Below are 16,639 nucleotides of genomic sequence, written 5' to 3'. Positions count from 1 at the left end.
CATCATGAATAATCTAATTTTAACGAGCTTTTTGAGGGTGTAAGATAGTATTTACGAAGTATTCACCCAATAGAGAGAATAAAAGTGAAACATCTGCATCGTTTTTTTAGTAGTGACGCCTCGGGGGGCATCATTCTGATCATCGCTGCCGTGGTCGCTATGCTGATGGCAAACATCGGGGTAACCAGTGGATGGTACCACGCCTTTTTGGAAACGCCCGTTCAACTGCGGGTTGGCGCGCTTGAGATCAACAAAAATATGCTGCTGTGGATCAACGACGCGTTGATGGCGGTGTTCTTCCTGTTGATTGGTCTGGAGGTGAAGCGCGAGTTGATGCAAGGCTCGCTGGCCAGTCTGCGTCAGGCAGCGTTTCCGATCATTGCCGCTATCGGGGGCATGATTGTCCCGGCGCTGCTGTACCTGGCATTCAACTATGCCGATCCCATCACCCGTGAAGGGTGGGCGATCCCGGCGGCAACGGATATCGCTTTTGCATTAGGCGTGCTGGCGCTGTTGGGCAGCCGTGTACCGCTGGCGTTGAAAATATTCCTGATGGCGCTGGCGATTATCGATGACCTCGGTGCTATCGTAATTATCGCGCTGTTCTATACCAGCGATCTCTCGCTGTTGTCGCTGGGGGTTGCCGCGTGCGCGATCCTCGTTCTGGCGGCATTGAATCTGTGCGGAGTGAGACGTACCGGGATTTATATTCTGGTTGGCGTGGTGCTGTGGACTGCCGTACTGAAGTCGGGCGTGCATGCAACTTTGGCGGGTGTGATCGTGGGCTTCTTTATTCCGTTGAAGGAAAAACACGGGCGTTCACCGGCGAAGCGACTGGAGCATGTTCTGCATCCATGGGTGGCATACCTGATCCTGCCACTGTTTGCCTTCGCCAACGCGGGCGTTTCACTGCAGGGCGTCACTATTGATGGACTGACCTCGGTATTACCGCTGGGGATCATTGCTGGTTTGTTGATCGGTAAACCGTTGGGTATCAGTCTGTTTTGCTGGCTGGCGTTACGCCTCAAGGTGGCGCAATTGCCAGAGGGAACGAATTTCCAGCAGATTATGGCGGTCGGCATTCTGTGCGGCATTGGCTTTACGATGTCGATTTTTATCGCCAGCCTGGCGTTTGGGAACGTCGATCCTGAGCTGATTAACTGGGCGAAACTGGGGATCCTGATTGGCTCCTTACTGTCGGCGGTAATTGGTTACTGCTGGTTACGCACCCGGTTGAACGCGTCAGCCTGACGGGATAGCCCTTTCGTGACAATTTTCAGGGAGAGAGTATGTCTCATATAAATTACAACCACCTGTACTACTTTTGGCATGTCTATAAAGAAGGTTCGGTGGTTGGCGCAGCTGAAGCGCTTTATCTGACACCGCAGACCATTACCGGGCAGATTAAAGCGCTTGAGGAACGTTTGCAGGGAAAGCTGTTCAAGCGCAAGGGGCGTGGACTGGAGCCTAGTGAGTTAGGCGAATTGGTTTTTCGTTATGCGGATAAGATGTTCACCTTAAGCCAGGAAATGCTGGATATCGTGAACTACCGCAAAGAGTCTAATTTACTGTTTGATGTCGGCGTGGCGGATGCGCTATCGAAGCAGCTGGTCAGTAGCGTGTTGGATGCCGCTGTGGTTGAAGATGAACAAATCCATCTGCGTTGTTTTGAGTCAACACATGAGATGCTGTTGGATCAACTCAGCCAGCATAAGCTGGATATGATTATCTCCGACTGCCCGATCGATTCTACACAGCAGGAAGGGCTGTTCTCGGTGCGGATAGGCGAATGCAGCGTGAGTTTTTGGTGCACCAAACCGCTGCCTGAAAAAACCTTCCCGGCCTGCCTTGAGGAGCGTCGATTACTGATCCCTGGACGTCGTTCAATGCTCGGTCGTAAGCTGCTGAATTGGATCAACTCACAAGGATTGAATGTCGAAATCCTCGGCGAGTTTGATGACGCTGCGCTGATGAAAGCGTTTGGCGCAACGCATAATGCCATTTTTGTTGCGCCTACGCTGTATTCACACAATTTCTATGCCGATGATTCTATTGTTGAAATTGGACGCGTAGAGAATGTGATGGAGGAGTATCACGCCATATTTGCGGAAAGGATGATCCAGCATCCGGCGGTGCAGCGTATTTGCAATGCGGACTACTCAGCACTGTTCAAGTCGCCACAGGTCTAAACGCCTTCATGTTGCCGGCTGCGGTGTACTAACCGCAGCCGGACTGTGACTACAGTTTCAACATATTACGATACTGCCCGCCTTCGCGGATAAATACCGGAATTCTGTTCAGGGGAGCGTCATAGCGCAGCGTTTGTCCTCCCTGATAGCTCTCGCCGGTTGCAAGATCCGTCCATGTTTCCCCTTCCGGTAGCCAAACGTCACGCTCGCGCATGCCTTCATGCATCACCGGAGCAATCAGCAGATCGGGACCAAAACAGTACTGGTCGGTAATCTCCCAACTCCTTGTCTGTTCTGGGAATTCAAAAAACAGGGTGCGCATAACTGGGGCATTGCGTTGGTGTGTTTCCGCCATCACCGCTTTGATGTACGGCCTTAACTTTTCTCGCAACGTCAGACAGCCAGTCAACACTTCGCACACCTCTTCACCATAGCTCCACACTTCGTTTGCCGCACCGGTCGGACACTGGGCAATACCATCACGGTAAGGATGTTCTGGTAAAATTTGCGGATCGCGGTTGCCGTGCAGGCGCATCACTGGGCTAAACACGCCCCACTGGAACCAGCGAATCAGCAACTCATGAAAGTGTGGGTCGTGAATATTGCCGCCATGAAAGCCGCCAATATCTGTTGTCCACCACGGGATACCTGCAATCCCCATATTCATCCCGGCGGCAAACTGATTGCGCAGAGAACGAAACGATGAGTGGATATCACCTGACCAGACCAGCGCGCCGTATTTCTGACTTCCGGCCCAGGCGCAGCGCAGCAGGTTGATCACCTGGTCTTCGCCATCGGCTTTCATGCCGTCAAAAAAGGTTTTGGCGTACATTCGCGGGTAGATATTGCCCACTTCCAGCACCGGTCCGGCGTGGTAGCGATAATTATCGTAGTCGTAAACGCTGAACTCCGGCTCGGCTTCGTCTAGCCAGAAGAGCTTCACGCCTTTATCGTAATAGTTGCGTTTTGCTTTACCCCAGACGTAGTCGCGAGCGCCGGGATGGGTGGCATCAAAGAAAGTGGTATTGCCGAGGAAATCCATATTAATCGGCAATCCGCGCTCTGTTTGCACCAGCCAGCCGTTTTCGCGCATCTCCCGATAACTCTCGGTTCGGCTATCCACGGTTGGCCACACGGAGACCATTAGCTCAATACCTAGCGATTTTAGCTCGGCGATCATGGCATCGGGATCGGGCCAGTCCCGCGAGTCGAACATCCAGTCCCCCTGATTTGGCCAGTGGAAGAAATCGATCACGATGACCGAGATGGGGAGGTTGCGCCGTTTGTACTCGCGGGCGACGGCGAGCAACTCCTCCTGAGTGCGATAACGTAACTTGCACTGCCAGAAGCCCATGGCGTAATCCGGCATCATTGGTGGCGTGCCCGTGGCGAGCGCATACGCCCGGCTAATTTCTGCCGGGGTATCGCCAGCGGTGATCCAGTAGTCCAGCTGCTCGCTGATTTGAGCTTCCCACTCGGTCACGTTGTGGGCGAACGTCACGCGGCCGACCGCCGGGTTGTTCCATAAAAATCCGTAGCCCAGGCTTGAGAGCATAAAGGGCACCGAGGCCTGAGAGTTGCGCTGGGCCAGTTCGAGCACGCATCCTTTGAGATCCAGATTGGCCTGCTGATATTGGCCCATGCCGTAAATTTTTTCCCCTTCGGTGGCTTCGAAGCGGGCTTTAAGTGAATATTTCCCACCCTGAATAGGGCGGAATTCGCGTCCCTCAAGGTTGAGTGCGCTGACGTACTGGCCGTGAGAAGATTCATCCTCGCCAATTTCGCCCCGCAGGCGCCAGAACTCCTGCAACAGGGGTTTGTGTGGATGACGGTAAAAGGTAACTTGTCCTTTTTGATTGACGATAGCGATAATTTTGCCGTTGGTCAGTGTCGCCTGGTGGTGCTCATAATCGATGTGGCAGTGGCTTTCTGCGACTGGCTCAGTCAATGCCCAGTCTTCATTTCTCATTACCGGCAGATGACGACCACTGCGTACGCGCAGGCTGTTCTCGCCCCAGGGTTCAATCCACAAATAGCGATCGTTTTGCTGCCAGACCAGACGACGCGGGTCATGTTGCACAAATGGCATGGTGGTGCCTCCCATATTTTGAGGGTAAAGATTAAGAAAGTTATTGGGTGATGGTTTCCAGATCGTGGCGAATCGTCTCTTCCATTGCTTCGTACTTACGGAAGAAAAGTAGCGGGATCGCCGCGAGTGCGAAGAGTAGGGCGGGCGCCCAGATAAAAGCCCAGGTAATGCCTTCCAGGCCCGCAGCGCTTTGGGCATGGTTCGGGACATAGCCAAAACTGTTCATGATCCAGGCGGCGAAAGCGGTACCCAGACCACTGCCCATCTTGATGCAGAAAGTACTGCCGAAGGCGATAAGAATGCCCGTGGCCTTAATGCCCGTTTTCCAGGCACCGAAGTCGACGGCAAAGCCCAACATGGCAAACGGCATTGAGCAGGCGATTCCGCTACCGATATTGCCGAGCACCCAGGCCGCGATGAGGAAAGGTATGTTGTCCGCCGCCAGCCACATCAAGACGCCGCCGAATGTGGCGACCAGCAAGCCACCTACCCATATCCAGGTTTTAGCCAGGAATTTGCTAAAGAAAGGGATGGCGATGATGAACAGGATCTGAATCGTCGCCAGACTGTTAATCAGCGGAACCAGGTCTTTGCGATCGAGGTTGTAGGTCAGATAATAAACAATGGTTGTGGACCGCTGTTGTAGGGCAATCCAGAAGATCAGATTGGCCAGCACCATCAGGATCCATGGCCAGTTACCTTTCATTGCCGTGAAACTTTTTTTCATCGGCAGTTTGGGTTCTTGCTGTATTTTATCCGCATCCATTTCGCGGATATTTTTAAAGGCGAAAAGCGTTAGCGAACAGGATATTGCGGCAAACAGAATCGCTGTGTAAATAAACCCAGCATGATCATTTCCGTTACCTAAAAATGCAACCAGGGGTAATGCTGTGGCATTCATTAATAAAACCCCAATTTGTCCCCCGGTCATTCTCCAGGAATTTAATACCAGCCGTTCCTTAGGGGATAGCGTCATTAGAGGTAATATTGCGCTGAGCGGTGTGTTGAGTCCGGTAAATAAAATGCTGGCAATCATGTAGGATATTGCTGCATATATGGCTTTTCCTGTCATACTGATATCTGGAGACCAAAATGACAGCGCGCTGAATACACCAAAAGGCAGCGGCAGCCATAAGAACCAGGGACGACATTTACCGTAACGTGAACGTGTTTTATCGATAATGATCCCCCAGATTGGGGCATCTATACCATCTACGATACGCGCCAACAGCAGGATGACACCTGCTACGGCGAGACTAATACCCGCAACGTCAGTGTAGAAATATAAGATGTAGGTTGAGCCGAAACAGTACAGTAGATTACCTGCCACATCCAAAGAGCCGTAGCTAATACGCTGTAGTAAAGATAATGATGCTGACCCGCAAGACTGGGTATCCTCAATAACAGAACTCATAATAATAACTCCGATATTGGTGCGATACGCCCAGAAAAACAACTTTTACTTTCCAAGCAAGTTTTAAATATTATTTTTTATGTCGTTACTGAATTTAACCTCAGATTAAAATGAGTGAGTAAGGTGTACATGGAAAGTAGTTGACCCTACCGCAGCAATCAATTATCAAATCTTACATCAGGATTGCGTTTATTCGTTTTTGAATGAGCGATGTTTCTATTTGCTAAGGTGGTCACAGTTTTTTTAATAATGAAATAAAAAAAGGAAAACAGTGAAAGAAAATAACTTTCAAGTATTACGCGACGCGACTAACTAAGGGAGGGATAGCTGAAAAAACAGGCTGGTCAGGAAGAGCGTGGGCGAGTGAGAACAACATCAGTGGTTGAAGAGAAAAACGCCAGATAGCAGGCATAAAAAAACCCGCTTTCGCGGGTTTTTTCACAAAGCGTCAACAAGCAGGCGATTAAGCCAGTTTGTTGATCTGTGCAGTCAGGTTTGCTTTATGACGTGCAGCTTTGTTTTTGTGGATCAGACCTTTAGCAGCCTGACGGTCCACGATTGGTTGCATTTCGTTAAATGCTTTCAGTGCAGTAGCTTTGTCGCCAACTTCGATAGCTGCGTATACTTTCTTGATGAAAGTACGCATCATAGAGCGACGGCTAGCGTTGTGCTTGCGGGCCTTTTCAGACTGAACGGCGCGCTTCTTAGCTGATTTGATATTAGCCAAGGTCCAACTCCCAAATGTGTTCTATATGGACAATTCAAAGGCCGAGGAATATGCCCTTTTAGCCTTCTTTTGTCAATGGATTTGTGCAAATAAGCGCCGTTTAAATTCCAGCACTCGTTGCGTAGTGATGGCGCAGGATTCTACCAGCTTGCGTGGCGTGAATACAGCTTTTCGACGAGAAAAATTGCATTGGTGTACCCGTGAAGGGCGTCAATTTGTTTCATAACAATGAAAACCATCCTCTTTCTGTTTCGTAGAAACAATCGCCGGTTAACCTTGACCGCGGTACAGGGTATACTTTCACGATTTTCACTGTTTTGAGCCAGACATGAAGCTGATACGAGGCATACATAATCTCAGCCAGGCCCCGCATGGGTGTGTGCTGACTATTGGTAATTTCGACGGTGTGCACCGTGGCCACCGTGCGTTGCTGCAAGGCTTACGGGAAGAAGGGCGCAAACGCAATTTACCGGTGGTGGTAATGATTTTCGAGCCACAGCCGCTGGAACTGTTTGCGACGGACAAGTCACCTGCGCGCCTTACCCGCCTGCGGGAAAAACTGCGTTATCTGGCCGAATGCGGTGTGGACTACGTGCTGTGTGTGCGTTTTGACAGGCGTTTCGCCGCATTAACGGCGCAGACCTTCATCAGCGACCTGCTGGTGAAGCGCCTTGGTGTACAATTTCTTGCCGTTGGCGATGATTTCCGCTTTGGCGCTAGCCGTGCGGGCGATTTCTTGTTATTACAGGAAGCGGGCGCTGAGTATGGTTTTGATATCACCAGCACCCAAACCTTCTGTGAAGGCGGTGTGCGTATCAGCAGCACCGCAGTACGTCAGGCGCTGGCAGAAGATAACCTGCAACTGGCCGAAAGCCTGCTTGGGCATCCTTTTACTATCTCAGGACGCGTCGTTCACGGTGATGAGTTAGGGCGCACAATCGGTTTTCCGACGGCAAACTTACCGCTTCGTCGTCAGGTTTCTCCGGTGAAAGGTGTTTATGCGGTTGAAGTGATGGGACTGGGTGACAAACCGTTGCCCGGCGTCGCCAACATCGGCACCCGCCCGACGGTAGCAGGCGTACGCCAGCAGTTGGAAGTGCATCTATTGGACGTTGTAATGGACCTGTATGGTCGCCATATAGATGTAGTACTGCGTAAAAAAATACGCAGCGAACAGCGATTTGCCTCGCTGGATGAACTAAAAGCGCAGATTGCGCGTGATGAGTTGACTGCCCGTGAATTTTTTGGGCTAACAAAACCGGCTTAATGCCTATACGAGTTTTAAATACGGAACCGAGAATCTGATGAGTGACTATAAATCAACCCTGAATTTGCCGGAAACAGGGTTCCCGATGCGCGGCGATCTCGCCAAGCGCGAACCGGGAATGCTGGCGCGTTGGACTGATGATGACCTGTACGGCATCATTCGTGCGGCCAAAAAAGGCAAAAAAACCTTCATTCTGCATGATGGTCCTCCTTATGCGAATGGCAGCATTCATATTGGTCACTCGGTTAATAAGATTCTGAAAGACATTATCGTGAAGTCCAAAGGACTCACGGGCTATGACTCGCCGTACGTTCCGGGCTGGGACTGCCACGGTCTGCCGATCGAGCTGAAAGTAGAGCAGGAATACGGCAAGCCGGGCGAGAAGTTCACCGCTGCTGAGTTCCGCGCCAAGTGCCGTGAATACGCAGCGACCCAGGTTGATGGTCAGCGTAAAGACTTTATCCGTCTTGGCGTACTGGGCGACTGGTCGCATCCGTACCTGACCATGGACTTCAAAACTGAAGCCAACATCATTCGTGCGCTGGGTAAAATCATCGGCAACGGTCACCTGCACAAAGGTGCGAAGCCGGTACACTGGTGCGTTGACTGCCGTTCCGCGCTGGCGGAAGCGGAAGTTGAGTATTATGACAAAACCTCCCCGTCCATCGACGTGGCGTTCCACGCTGCCGATCAGGATGCGGTGAAAGCGAAATTTGGCGTTTCTGACGTCAACGGCCCGATCTCTCTGGTTATCTGGACCACTACCCCGTGGACGTTACCGGCGAACCGCGCAATCTCTCTGGCACCTGATTTTGACTATGCGCTGGTGCAGATTGACGGCCAGGCTGTGATTCTGGCGAAAGATCTGGTTGAAAGCGTCATGCAGCGTATTGGCGCGGCTGAATACACCATTCTCGGCACCGTGAAAGGCGCTGAGCTGGAACTGCTGCGCTTTACCCATCCGTTTATGGGCTTTGACGTGCCGGCTATCCTTGGCGATCACGTTACGCTGGACGCGGGTACCGGTGCGGTCCATACCGCTGGCGGTCACGGTCCGGATGACTACGTCATCAGCCAGAAATACGGTCTGGAAATCGCTAACCCGGTTGGCCCGGACGGCGCATACCTGGCGGGTACCTATCCGGATCTGGACGGTGTGAACGTTTTTAAAGCCAACGACAAAATCGTTGCGCTGCTGAGCGAAAAAGGCGCGCTGCTGCACGTTGAGAAGATGCAGCACAGCTACCCATGCTGCTGGCGTCACAAGTCACCGATCATCTTCCGTGCGACCCCGCAGTGGTTCGTCAGCATGGATCAGAAAGGCCTGCGCGCGCAGTCGCTGAAAGAGATCAAAGGCGTGCAGTGGATCCCGGACTGGGGCCAGGCGCGTATTGAATCGATGGTTGCCAACCGTCCTGACTGGTGTATCTCCCGTCAGCGTACGTGGGGTGTGCCGATGTCTCTGTTTGTTCACAAAGACACCGAAGAGCTGCATCCGCGCGCTATCGAACTGATGGAAGAAGTGGCTAAACGCGTTGAAGTTGACGGCATCCAGGCGTGGTGGGATCTCGATCCGAAAGATATACTCGGCGACGAAGCTGACCAGTATGTCAAAGTCCCGGATACGCTGGACGTGTGGTTCGACTCCGGTTCAACCCACTCATCCGTCGTGGATGTGCGTCCTGAGTTTGCGGGCCATGCGGCAGATATGTATCTGGAAGGTTCTGACCAGCACCGTGGCTGGTTCATGTCTTCTTTGATGATCTCCACCGCCATGAAAGGCAAAGCACCTTATCGCCAGGTACTGACCCACGGTTTCACCGTTGATGGTCAGGGCCGTAAGATGTCCAAATCTATCGGTAACACCGTTTCTCCGCAGGACGTGATGAACAAACTGGGCGCGGATATTCTGCGTCTGTGGGTTGCTTCTACCGACTATACTGGCGAAATGGCTGTTTCTGACGAAATCCTGAAACGTGCTGCCGACAGCTATCGTCGTATCCGTAACACCGCGCGCTTCCTGCTGGCGAACCTGAACGGGTTCGATCCGGTTAAAGACATGGTGAAACCGGAAGAGATGGTGGTGCTGGATCGTTGGGCGGTAGGTTGTGCGCAAGCGGCGCAGGACGAAATCCTGAAAGCCTATGAAGCCTATGACTTCCACGAAGTGGTACAGCGCCTGATGCGCTTCTGCTCCGTAGAAATGGGTTCGTTCTACCTCGACATCATCAAAGACCGTCAGTACACCGCGAAAGCGGACAGTGTGGCGCGTCGTAGCTGCCAGACTGCGCTGTTCCATATTGCAGAAGCGCTGGTTCGCTGGATGGCGCCGATCATGTCCTTCACCGCCGATGAAATCTGGGGCTACCTGCCGGGCGATCGTGAGAAGTACGTCTTTACCGGGGAATGGTACGAAGGTCTGTTTGGTTTAGGTGAAACCGAAGCGATGAATGACGCCTACTGGGACGAGCTGCTGAAAGTGCGCGGCGAAGTGAACAAGGTCATCGAGCAGGCGCGTGCGGATAAGAAAGTCGGTGGTTCTCTGGAGGCGGCAGTGACCCTGTACGCTGAACCAGAACTGGCGGCGAAACTGACCGCGCTGGGCGAAGAGTTGCGTTTTGTTCTGCTGACCTCCGGTGCGACGGTTGCGGATTATGCAGCGGCTCCTGCTGATGCTCAGCAGAGCGAACTGCTCAAAGGTCTGAAAATCGTACTGAGCAAAGCCGAAGGTGAGAAATGCCCGCGCTGCTGGCATTACACTACCGACGTCGGCCAGGTGGCGGAACATGCAGATATCTGCGGACGCTGTGTCAGCAACATCGCCGGTGATGGCGAACAACGTAAGTTTGCCTGATGAGTAAGCCTCTTTGTTCAACAGGACTACGCTGGCTGTGGCTGGTGGTAGTCGTGCTGATTATCGATTTAGGCAGCAAATACCTGATCCTCCAGAACTTTGCTCTGGGGGATACGGTGTCGCTGTTTCCGTCGCTTAATCTGCACTACGCGCGTAACTATGGTGCGGCGTTTAGCTTCTTAGCTGACAGCGGCGGCTGGCAACGTTGGTTCTTTGCCGGTATCGCTATCGGTATTTGCGTCATCCTGATGGTGATGATGTATCGCTCGAAGGCGACGCAGAAGCTGAACAACATCGCGTATGCGTTAATCATTGGCGGTGCGCTGGGCAACTTGTTCGATCGCCTGTGGCACGGCTTCGTGGTTGATATGATTGACTTTTACGTCGGCGACTGGCATTTCGCGACCTTCAATCTGGCCGATACAGCTATTTGTATCGGGGCGGCATTGATTGTTCTCGAAGGCTTCCTGCCGTCGAAAGAGAAAAAAGCCGCATAAAAAAATGCCGGATGGCGCTATGCTAATCCGGCCTACAATTTACTGCGATCCTTGTAGGCCCGGTAAGCGTAGCGCCACCGGGCAGACAGGCGGCAGCAATTTTAAAGAGCAACCTGCATGTCTAAATCAGTACAGAGTAACAGTGCGGTGCTGGTGCACTTCACCCTTAAGCTCGACGATGGCTCCACCGCAGAGTCAACCCGCAATAACGGCAAGCCTGCGCTGTTTCGCCTGGGCGACGGTTCTCTGTCTGAAGGACTGGAGCAACACCTGCTGGGGCTAAAAGAAGGCGATAAAACCACCTTTGCTCTGGAGCCGGATGCCGCCTTTGGCGTATCAAGTCCGGACTTAATTCAGTATTTCTCGCGTCGGGAATTTATGGACGCGGGAGAGCCAGAAATTGGCGCTATCATGCTCTTTACCGCAATGGACGGCAGTGAGATGCCAGGCGTGATCCGCGAAATCAACGGTGACTCGATCACGGTTGATTTCAACCATCCGCTGGCCGGGCATACCGTTCATTTTGATATTGAAGTGCTGGAAGTCGAACCGGCACTGGAGGCGTAAAATGCAGATCCTGTTGGCCAACCCGCGCGGTTTTTGCGCTGGCGTAGACCGCGCTATCAGCATTGTGGAAAACGCGCTGGCTATTTACGGCGCGCCGATTTATGTCCGTCATGAAGTGGTACATAACCGTTATGTGGTGGATAGCCTGCGCGAGCGCGGCGCTATTTTTATCGAGCAAATCAGCGAAGTGCCGGATGGCGCGATCCTGATTTTCTCCGCTCATGGCGTGTCTCAGGCTGTGCGTAACGAAGCCAAAGGCCGCGACCTCACGGTTTTTGATGCAACCTGTCCGCTAGTCACGAAAGTGCATATGGAAGTTGCCCGCGCCAGCCGTCGTGGCGAAGAATCCATTCTGATTGGTCACGCCGGTCACCCGGAAGTCGAAGGCACGATGGGTCAGTACAGCAACCCGCAAGGGGGAATGTACCTGGTTGAATCACCGGAAGATGTGCTGAAACTGAATGTGAAAAATGAAGGCAAATTATCCTTCATGACGCAGACCACGCTCTCCGTTGACGACACTTCTGACGTTATTGATGCTCTGCGTCAACGCTTCCCGAAAATTGTCGGACCGCGCAAAGATGATATCTGTTATGCCACCACCAACCGTCAGGAAGCGGTTCGCGCGCTGGCGGAACAGGCTGATGTTGTGCTGGTGGTCGGCTCGAAGAACTCCTCTAACTCCAACCGTCTGGCTGAACTGGCACAGCGAATGGGGAAAGCGGCGTATTTGATTGACGATGCGACCGACATCCAGGAAGCGTGGGTGAAAGAGGCGAAGTGCGTAGGTGTGACGGCCGGAGCCTCGGCGCCGGATATCCTGGTGCAAAACGTGATTGCTCGCCTGCAGGAGCTTGGCGGTGGGGAAGCTATTTCGCTGGAAGGCCGCGAAGAGAACATCGTTTTCGAAGTGCCGAAAGAGCTGCGTGTGGATGTTCGTGAAGTAGAGTAAGTCTTTCCGGTTACGATTATGAGAAGATGCCAGACTTAACGTCTGGCATTTTTTTATGGAGAAACCATGCGCTTACCGATCATTCTTGATACCGATCCCGGCATTGATGATGCCGCCGCCATTGCCGCCGCGCTGTTTGCCCCTGAGCTGGATCTGCAACTGATGACCACGGTAGCAGGCAATGTGTCGGTGGAAAAAACCACCCGTAATGCGTTGCAACTGCTGCACTTCTGGAATGCGGATGTTCCACTGGCGCAGGGAGCATCAATGCCGCTGGTGCGGCCACTGCGTGATGCCGCTTCCGTGCACGGCGAGTCCGGTATGGAAGGGTATGAATTTGTCGAACACGACCGCCAGGCGATGGCAAAACCCGCCTTCCAGGCGATTCGCGATGCGCTGATGCATGCCCCGCAGCCCGTGACGCTGGTGGCAATTGGCCCGCTGACCAACATTGCACTGCTGCTGACCCATTATCCTGAATGCGTATTCAACATTCACCGTCTGGTGATTATGGGCGGCTCTGCCGGGCGCGGGAACTTCACACCCAACGCCGAGTTTAATATTGCTATCGATCCCGAGGCTGCCGCGAAAGTCTTCCAGAGCGGGCTGGATATTGTGATGTGTGGGCTAGATGTTACTAACCAGGCCATGCTCGCCCCGGACTATCTGGCGACGCTCCCCCAGCTTAACCAGACGGGAAAAATGCTGCACGCGCTGTTTAGCCATTACCGTAGCGGCAGTATGAATACGGGGCTGCGAATGCACGATCTGTGTGCCATTGCCTGGCTGGTGCGTCCGGAACTGTTTACCCTGCAGTCGTGTTTCGTAGCGGTTGAAACCCAGGGCGAATATACCTCAGGTACGACGGTGGTGGACATCGAAGGACGTCTGGGGCATCCAGCAAATGCGCAGGTTGCGCTGGGTCTGAACGTTGAAGGTTTCCAGCAGTGGGTGGCAGAGGTGCTTGCACTGGCCCCTTGAGGCTGTGATCCGGCCCGCAATATGCAGACAGAATTAGCAGGTTAATCGATTAATCTGCTAATCTGATCCTGTTGTTCTCCTCGGGCCGGAGACACATATGAACCTTTCTTTTATCCAGCCACCGCAGGTGGCGTGGGCAAGCGGCGCTTTGGCCGATGGCCCGTTATTGCGCAAATCTACCCGTATTCAGGATCTTACTGACGTTTTTGCCGATGAAAACGCCCGTCAGCAATTGGCTGGTGAGCAGGTCGTGTATGACGTTGAGATGCTGGATACGTCTTCCGCTGAAGGTGAACTCTACACCGGCGTTACCCATCTTTATCCTGGCCGGGTCGGCTGCGAGTATTTTATGACCCGCGGGCATTTCCATGAGCGCCGCGAACAGGGGGAAGTCTATTTCGGTCTGCGTGGCGCTGGTTTGCTGCTGTTGCAAACCGAACAGGGCGACACGAGGCTGGAAAAGGTATTCGCCGGATCCATCCACATTATCCCCGGCTTTACCGCGCACCGGTTAATCAACACCGGGGAAGAGGTACTGTCGGCGCTCGCCGTATGGCCGGGGATTGCGGGTCATGATTATGCGGCGCTCGCCAGGGGCTTCAGAATAAGAGTCTTTGAGGAAAATAATCGGGTTCAGGCGAAGGAGGTACAGAATGGCTGACTTAGCGCATTCTTACGGCCTCGATATGACGGTTCATCATCGCCCGCTTGGCTTTAGCTATGGGGATGAGGTTACCGGGCCGATGCCGGAAATTCGTCAACTCGATGACATCCGCGCCTCGCTGCGCGATCCGCACTGTGAAGGGCCGCAAGAGGTGTATGCCATTGCGATGGATGTGGCGCGAATGCAGGATCGCGAAGAGTTGAAAAAGCGGATGCTGTTATTTGGCGTGGTGACTTATGCGGCGGGACGACTGGGGGAAGAGCCGGTGCGTAGTCAGGGACATATTCATCGTATCAGTCAGCACAGCGGCTGGTCCCCGCCGGAGCTTTACGAAATCTGGCAGGGAAAAGCGATAATCTATATGCAGGAGTATGTTGAGGATGATCCTGGCCGCTGTTTTGCTGTAATTGCCGGACCCGGTGAGAAAGTGTTGGTACCACCCGGCTGGGGGCATGCGACCATATCCGCAGATCCGGATGTCCCGTTAACTTTTGGCGCGTGGTGCGATCGTGAATATGGTTTTGAGTACGACGCCGTGCGTGCGCATAAAGGGTTGGCGTGGTACCCGTTACTGCATGGAAACAACGTTATCTGGCAGCATAATCCGCGTTACATTCCCGGACGATTGCAGGCCGTAACGCCCCGACAATATACGGAGTTCTCAATTAGTTCTGCACCTGTTTACCAGCAGTTCATCGAGGACCCGGCGCGCTTTCAATTTATCTCACGCCCGGACAAATATCCCGAGCTGTGGCAAAACTTTCACCCATAAAGAGCCGGGGCATAGCCCCGGTTGTATCGTTTTCTGTGTATTACCCCGCAAACAGGCCCGTGGCGACGCCAAGCGCCGCCAGGACCAGCAGCAATACCATCGCTTTCACTGGCGACACACCACGCTTGGCCATCAGATACCAGGTGCCAAGTACCACTATCAGCGGCAGTAACTGCGGGAAGATACCGTCCAGCATTTGTTGAACATGGATATTCACCCCATCTTTGGTAATAAATTCCAGCCCGGTACCAAGCTTAACGTAACTTGCCGCCACGCCCCCCATGACAAACACGCCCAGCAGCGATAATGCTTCACGCAGACGGGCAGACTTGCTACTCACCAGCATTTCCACCGAGCCGGAACCCATCTTGTAGCCTTTCAGGAACAGGAACCACGAGCCGGGAATGATGATAGCCAGCCAGGCAACGGTATAAAACAGCGGCCCCAGAATATTACCGCCGGCCGCCAGGGCCATGCCGATGCTGAGCAGGATAGGGATCAACATGCCGGGGATCATTGAATCGCCGATCCCGGCAATAGGGCCCATCAGACCAACCTTCAAGGTATTGATGGTCTCGCCATCGATCGGCTCACCGTTCGCTTTTTTCTCTTCCAGCCCCAGCACCATGCCATTTACGATCGCGCCTATCTGGGGTTCCGTATTATAAAACGAGGCGTGGCGGCGCAGCATCTCAGTACGTTGAGTTGCGTCGGGATAGAGCTTTTTCGCCACCGGGAGCATACTCAGGCAAAAGCCAAAAGACTCCAGACGCTCAAAGCTCATCGATGACAAGTTGTGCATCATCCATGCGCGCCAGCAGCGGCGAAGATCTTTACGCGTAAGTGTACGTTCTTCCATCAGAATTCATCCTCATCATCATCGGCTACCGACTTTGCAGTCGCGGCCTGCGGCGGTTCCGGTTTGTAGTTGTAATGGATCAACGCCAGCAGCGAACCGACGATCACCAGCGCGACCATGTTGAGTTTTAAAAAGACGATGCAGACAAAACCGACGAGGAAGTAGATCAGCATGGTGTAGTTTTTGATGATCTGCTTGAGCAAAATCGCGATCCCGACTGCAGGTAAAATGCCGCCCAGTACGTTCATCGTCGACAGAACAATTTTCGGTAAACTGTCCATAAAGCCGCTGATGTATTGTGCCCCGAAGTAAACCGCAATAAAGGTCGGTACAAAACGCAGGACAAAGTTTGTCACCTGTGGCCAGATGGCGCTGTTCAGGTAAATGCCGCGTTCGTCGCCCCGTTCCAGCGCCACATCTGCCCGGTGATTCCAGAAGGAGTTCAGTACCATCATCGCGTTAAACAAAATGGTTCCGGCTATACCGATAGTTGCCGCCAGCGCGACCGCGACCTCGGGGCCTTTTCCGGAAAGGATCCCTAAAGCAATTGCCGGGTAAGCCACAAAGTTGAGGTCGGCGGGCATCGAACCGCCGGGTGTAACCATCGCGATATACACCGCCTGAACCGCGACGCCAATCATGATCCCGGTTTTAATGTCGCCGAGGATAATCCCGACCAGCATTCCGGAAATCAGCGGGCGGGTGATCAGGTACCAGCCGCCGGTCAGTCCCAGCAACCAGGGGCTGCTGAGGGCGCCGAGATAGCAAAGTATGCCAATCAACGTAGCTTCGATAATCATCGTGCGC

General features: G+C 53.2%; 15 protein-coding genes and 1 pseudogene. 11 read left to right on the top strand and 5 right to left on the bottom strand.

Annotated elements, in window-relative coordinates:
• The first annotated feature begins 84 nt into the window (after positions 1-84).
• Both nhaA and nhaR read left to right on the top strand, forming a co-directional pair.
• Positions 85-1,251: a Na+/H+ antiporter NhaA gene (gene nhaA, locus OGX67_RS05850; protein WP_003018952.1), complete on the top strand. Its 1,167-nt coding sequence runs from the start codon at positions 85-87 to the stop codon at positions 1,249-1,251.
• A 38-nt stretch (positions 1,252-1,289) separates the two neighbouring features.
• Entirely contained in the window at positions 1,290-2,189 is a 900-nt protein-coding gene (gene nhaR / locus OGX67_RS05845) for a transcriptional activator NhaR (RefSeq protein WP_204584133.1), read from the top strand.
• Between the two features lie 49 nt (positions 2,190-2,238).
• On the opposite strand, the gene OGX67_RS05840 is transcribed toward nhaR, so the two are convergent.
• The 3 genes from OGX67_RS05840 to rpsT all read right to left on the bottom strand — a co-directional run bounded on the left by OGX67_RS05840 (position 2,239) and on the right by rpsT (position 6,419).
• Positions 2,239-4,278, bottom strand: a complete 2,040-nt coding sequence (locus OGX67_RS05840) for a glycoside hydrolase family 31 protein (protein ID WP_257651251.1) — start codon at positions 4,276-4,278, stop codon at positions 2,239-2,241.
• Between the two features lie 40 nt (positions 4,279-4,318).
• The gene (locus OGX67_RS05835; protein WP_003837335.1) at positions 4,319-5,692 is read right to left on the bottom strand and encodes an MFS transporter; all 1,374 of its coding nucleotides are present in this window, start codon (positions 5,690-5,692) and stop codon (positions 4,319-4,321) included.
• Between the two features lie 463 nt (positions 5,693-6,155).
• Complete coding sequence (gene rpsT, locus OGX67_RS05830) at positions 6,156-6,419, bottom strand: 30S ribosomal protein S20 (protein ID WP_257651250.1); 264 nt, start codon at positions 6,417-6,419, stop codon at positions 6,156-6,158.
• 117 nt (positions 6,420-6,536) lie between these two features.
• On the opposite strand from rpsT, the pseudogene OGX67_RS05825 reads away from it, so the two are divergent.
• From OGX67_RS05825 to OGX67_RS05785, 9 genes and pseudogenes are all read left to right on the top strand, one after another.
• A pseudogene (locus OGX67_RS05825) lies at positions 6,537-6,740 on the top strand (DUF2575 domain-containing protein).
• A 7-nt stretch (positions 6,741-6,747) separates the two neighbouring features.
• On the top strand, positions 6,748-7,686 hold the full coding sequence (gene ribF, locus OGX67_RS05820) for a bifunctional riboflavin kinase/FAD synthetase (RefSeq protein ID WP_003837336.1): 939 nt from the start codon (positions 6,748-6,750) through the stop codon (positions 7,684-7,686).
• Between the two features lie 37 nt (positions 7,687-7,723).
• On the top strand, positions 7,724-10,540 hold the full coding sequence (gene ileS, locus OGX67_RS05815) for an isoleucine--tRNA ligase (protein ID WP_016149528.1): 2,817 nt from the start codon (positions 7,724-7,726) through the stop codon (positions 10,538-10,540).
• A complete protein-coding gene (lspA, locus tag OGX67_RS05810; RefSeq protein ID WP_003018932.1) occupies positions 10,540-11,037 on the top strand; it encodes a signal peptidase II in 498 nt (165 codons plus the stop codon). The genes ileS and lspA overlap by 1 nt, the downstream gene beginning before the upstream one ends.
• Before the next feature lie 117 nt (positions 11,038-11,154).
• Complete coding sequence (fkpB, locus tag OGX67_RS05805) at positions 11,155-11,604, top strand: FKBP-type peptidyl-prolyl cis-trans isomerase (RefSeq protein WP_003018929.1); 450 nt, start codon at positions 11,155-11,157, stop codon at positions 11,602-11,604.
• A 1-nt stretch (position 11,605) separates the two neighbouring features.
• The gene (gene ispH / locus OGX67_RS05800) at positions 11,606-12,556 is read left to right on the top strand and encodes a 4-hydroxy-3-methylbut-2-enyl diphosphate reductase (RefSeq protein WP_257651249.1); all 951 of its coding nucleotides are present in this window, start codon (positions 11,606-11,608) and stop codon (positions 12,554-12,556) included.
• 66 nt (positions 12,557-12,622) lie between these two features.
• Positions 12,623-13,537, top strand: coding sequence for a ribonucleoside hydrolase RihC (gene rihC, locus OGX67_RS05795; RefSeq protein WP_003018923.1), 915 nt, complete (start codon positions 12,623-12,625; stop codon positions 13,535-13,537).
• Between the two features lie 97 nt (positions 13,538-13,634).
• Positions 13,635-14,198, top strand: a complete 564-nt coding sequence (locus tag OGX67_RS05790; protein WP_003837342.1) for a glucose-6-phosphate isomerase family protein — start codon at positions 13,635-13,637, stop codon at positions 14,196-14,198.
• Positions 14,191-14,973 (top strand): glucose-6-phosphate isomerase family protein, encoded by a 783-nt coding sequence (locus OGX67_RS05785; protein WP_257651248.1) that lies wholly within the window; start codon positions 14,191-14,193, stop codon positions 14,971-14,973. The genes OGX67_RS05790 and OGX67_RS05785 overlap by 8 nt, the downstream gene beginning before the upstream one ends.
• A 40-nt stretch (positions 14,974-15,013) precedes the next feature.
• Here the strand turns inward: OGX67_RS05785 and OGX67_RS05780 are convergent, their stop codons facing one another.
• Positions 15,014-15,832, bottom strand: a complete 819-nt coding sequence (locus OGX67_RS05780; RefSeq protein WP_003837346.1) for a PTS system mannose/fructose/sorbose family transporter subunit IID — start codon at positions 15,830-15,832, stop codon at positions 15,014-15,016.
• Positions 15,832-16,632, bottom strand: a complete 801-nt coding sequence (locus OGX67_RS05775) for a PTS mannose/fructose/sorbose/N-acetylgalactosamine transporter subunit IIC (protein ID WP_071696570.1) — start codon at positions 16,630-16,632, stop codon at positions 15,832-15,834. The genes OGX67_RS05780 and OGX67_RS05775 overlap by 1 nt, the downstream gene beginning before the upstream one ends.
• Positions 16,633-16,639: the final 7 nt, after the last annotated feature.

This window comes from Citrobacter sp. Cf118 (assembly GCF_030334095.1).
Lineage (GTDB): Bacteria > Pseudomonadota > Gammaproteobacteria > Enterobacterales > Enterobacteriaceae > Citrobacter > Citrobacter freundii.
The sequence above is the reverse complement of the archived record's forward strand: the minus strand, read 5'-3'. Positions and strand labels throughout refer to the sequence as shown.

Coding starts and splice junctions, on each gene's coding strand:
- nhaR (WP_204584133.1), top strand. CDS start 1,290: ATGTCTCATATAAATTACAACCACCTGTACTACTTTTGGCATGTCTAT.
- OGX67_RS05840 (WP_257651251.1), bottom strand. CDS start 4,278: ATGCCATTTGTGCAACATGACCCGCGTCGTCTGGTCTGGCAGCAAAAC.
- OGX67_RS05835 (WP_003837335.1), bottom strand. CDS start 5,692: ATGAGTTCTGTTATTGAGGATACCCAGTCTTGCGGGTCAGCATCATTA.
- ribF (WP_003837336.1), top strand. CDS start 6,748: ATGAAGCTGATACGAGGCATACATAATCTCAGCCAGGCCCCGCATGGG.
- ileS (WP_016149528.1), top strand. CDS start 7,724: ATGAGTGACTATAAATCAACCCTGAATTTGCCGGAAACAGGGTTCCCG.
- lspA (WP_003018932.1), top strand. CDS start 10,540: ATGAGTAAGCCTCTTTGTTCAACAGGACTACGCTGGCTGTGGCTGGTG.
- fkpB (WP_003018929.1), top strand. CDS start 11,155: ATGTCTAAATCAGTACAGAGTAACAGTGCGGTGCTGGTGCACTTCACC.
- ispH (WP_257651249.1), top strand. CDS start 11,606: ATGCAGATCCTGTTGGCCAACCCGCGCGGTTTTTGCGCTGGCGTAGAC.
- rihC (WP_003018923.1), top strand. CDS start 12,623: ATGCGCTTACCGATCATTCTTGATACCGATCCCGGCATTGATGATGCC.
- OGX67_RS05790 (WP_003837342.1), top strand. CDS start 13,635: ATGAACCTTTCTTTTATCCAGCCACCGCAGGTGGCGTGGGCAAGCGGC.
- OGX67_RS05785 (WP_257651248.1), top strand. CDS start 14,191: ATGGCTGACTTAGCGCATTCTTACGGCCTCGATATGACGGTTCATCAT.
- OGX67_RS05780 (WP_003837346.1), bottom strand. CDS start 15,832: ATGGAAGAACGTACACTTACGCGTAAAGATCTTCGCCGCTGCTGGCGC.
- OGX67_RS05775 (WP_071696570.1), bottom strand. CDS start 16,632: ATGATTATCGAAGCTACGTTGATTGGCATACTTTGCTATCTCGGCGCC.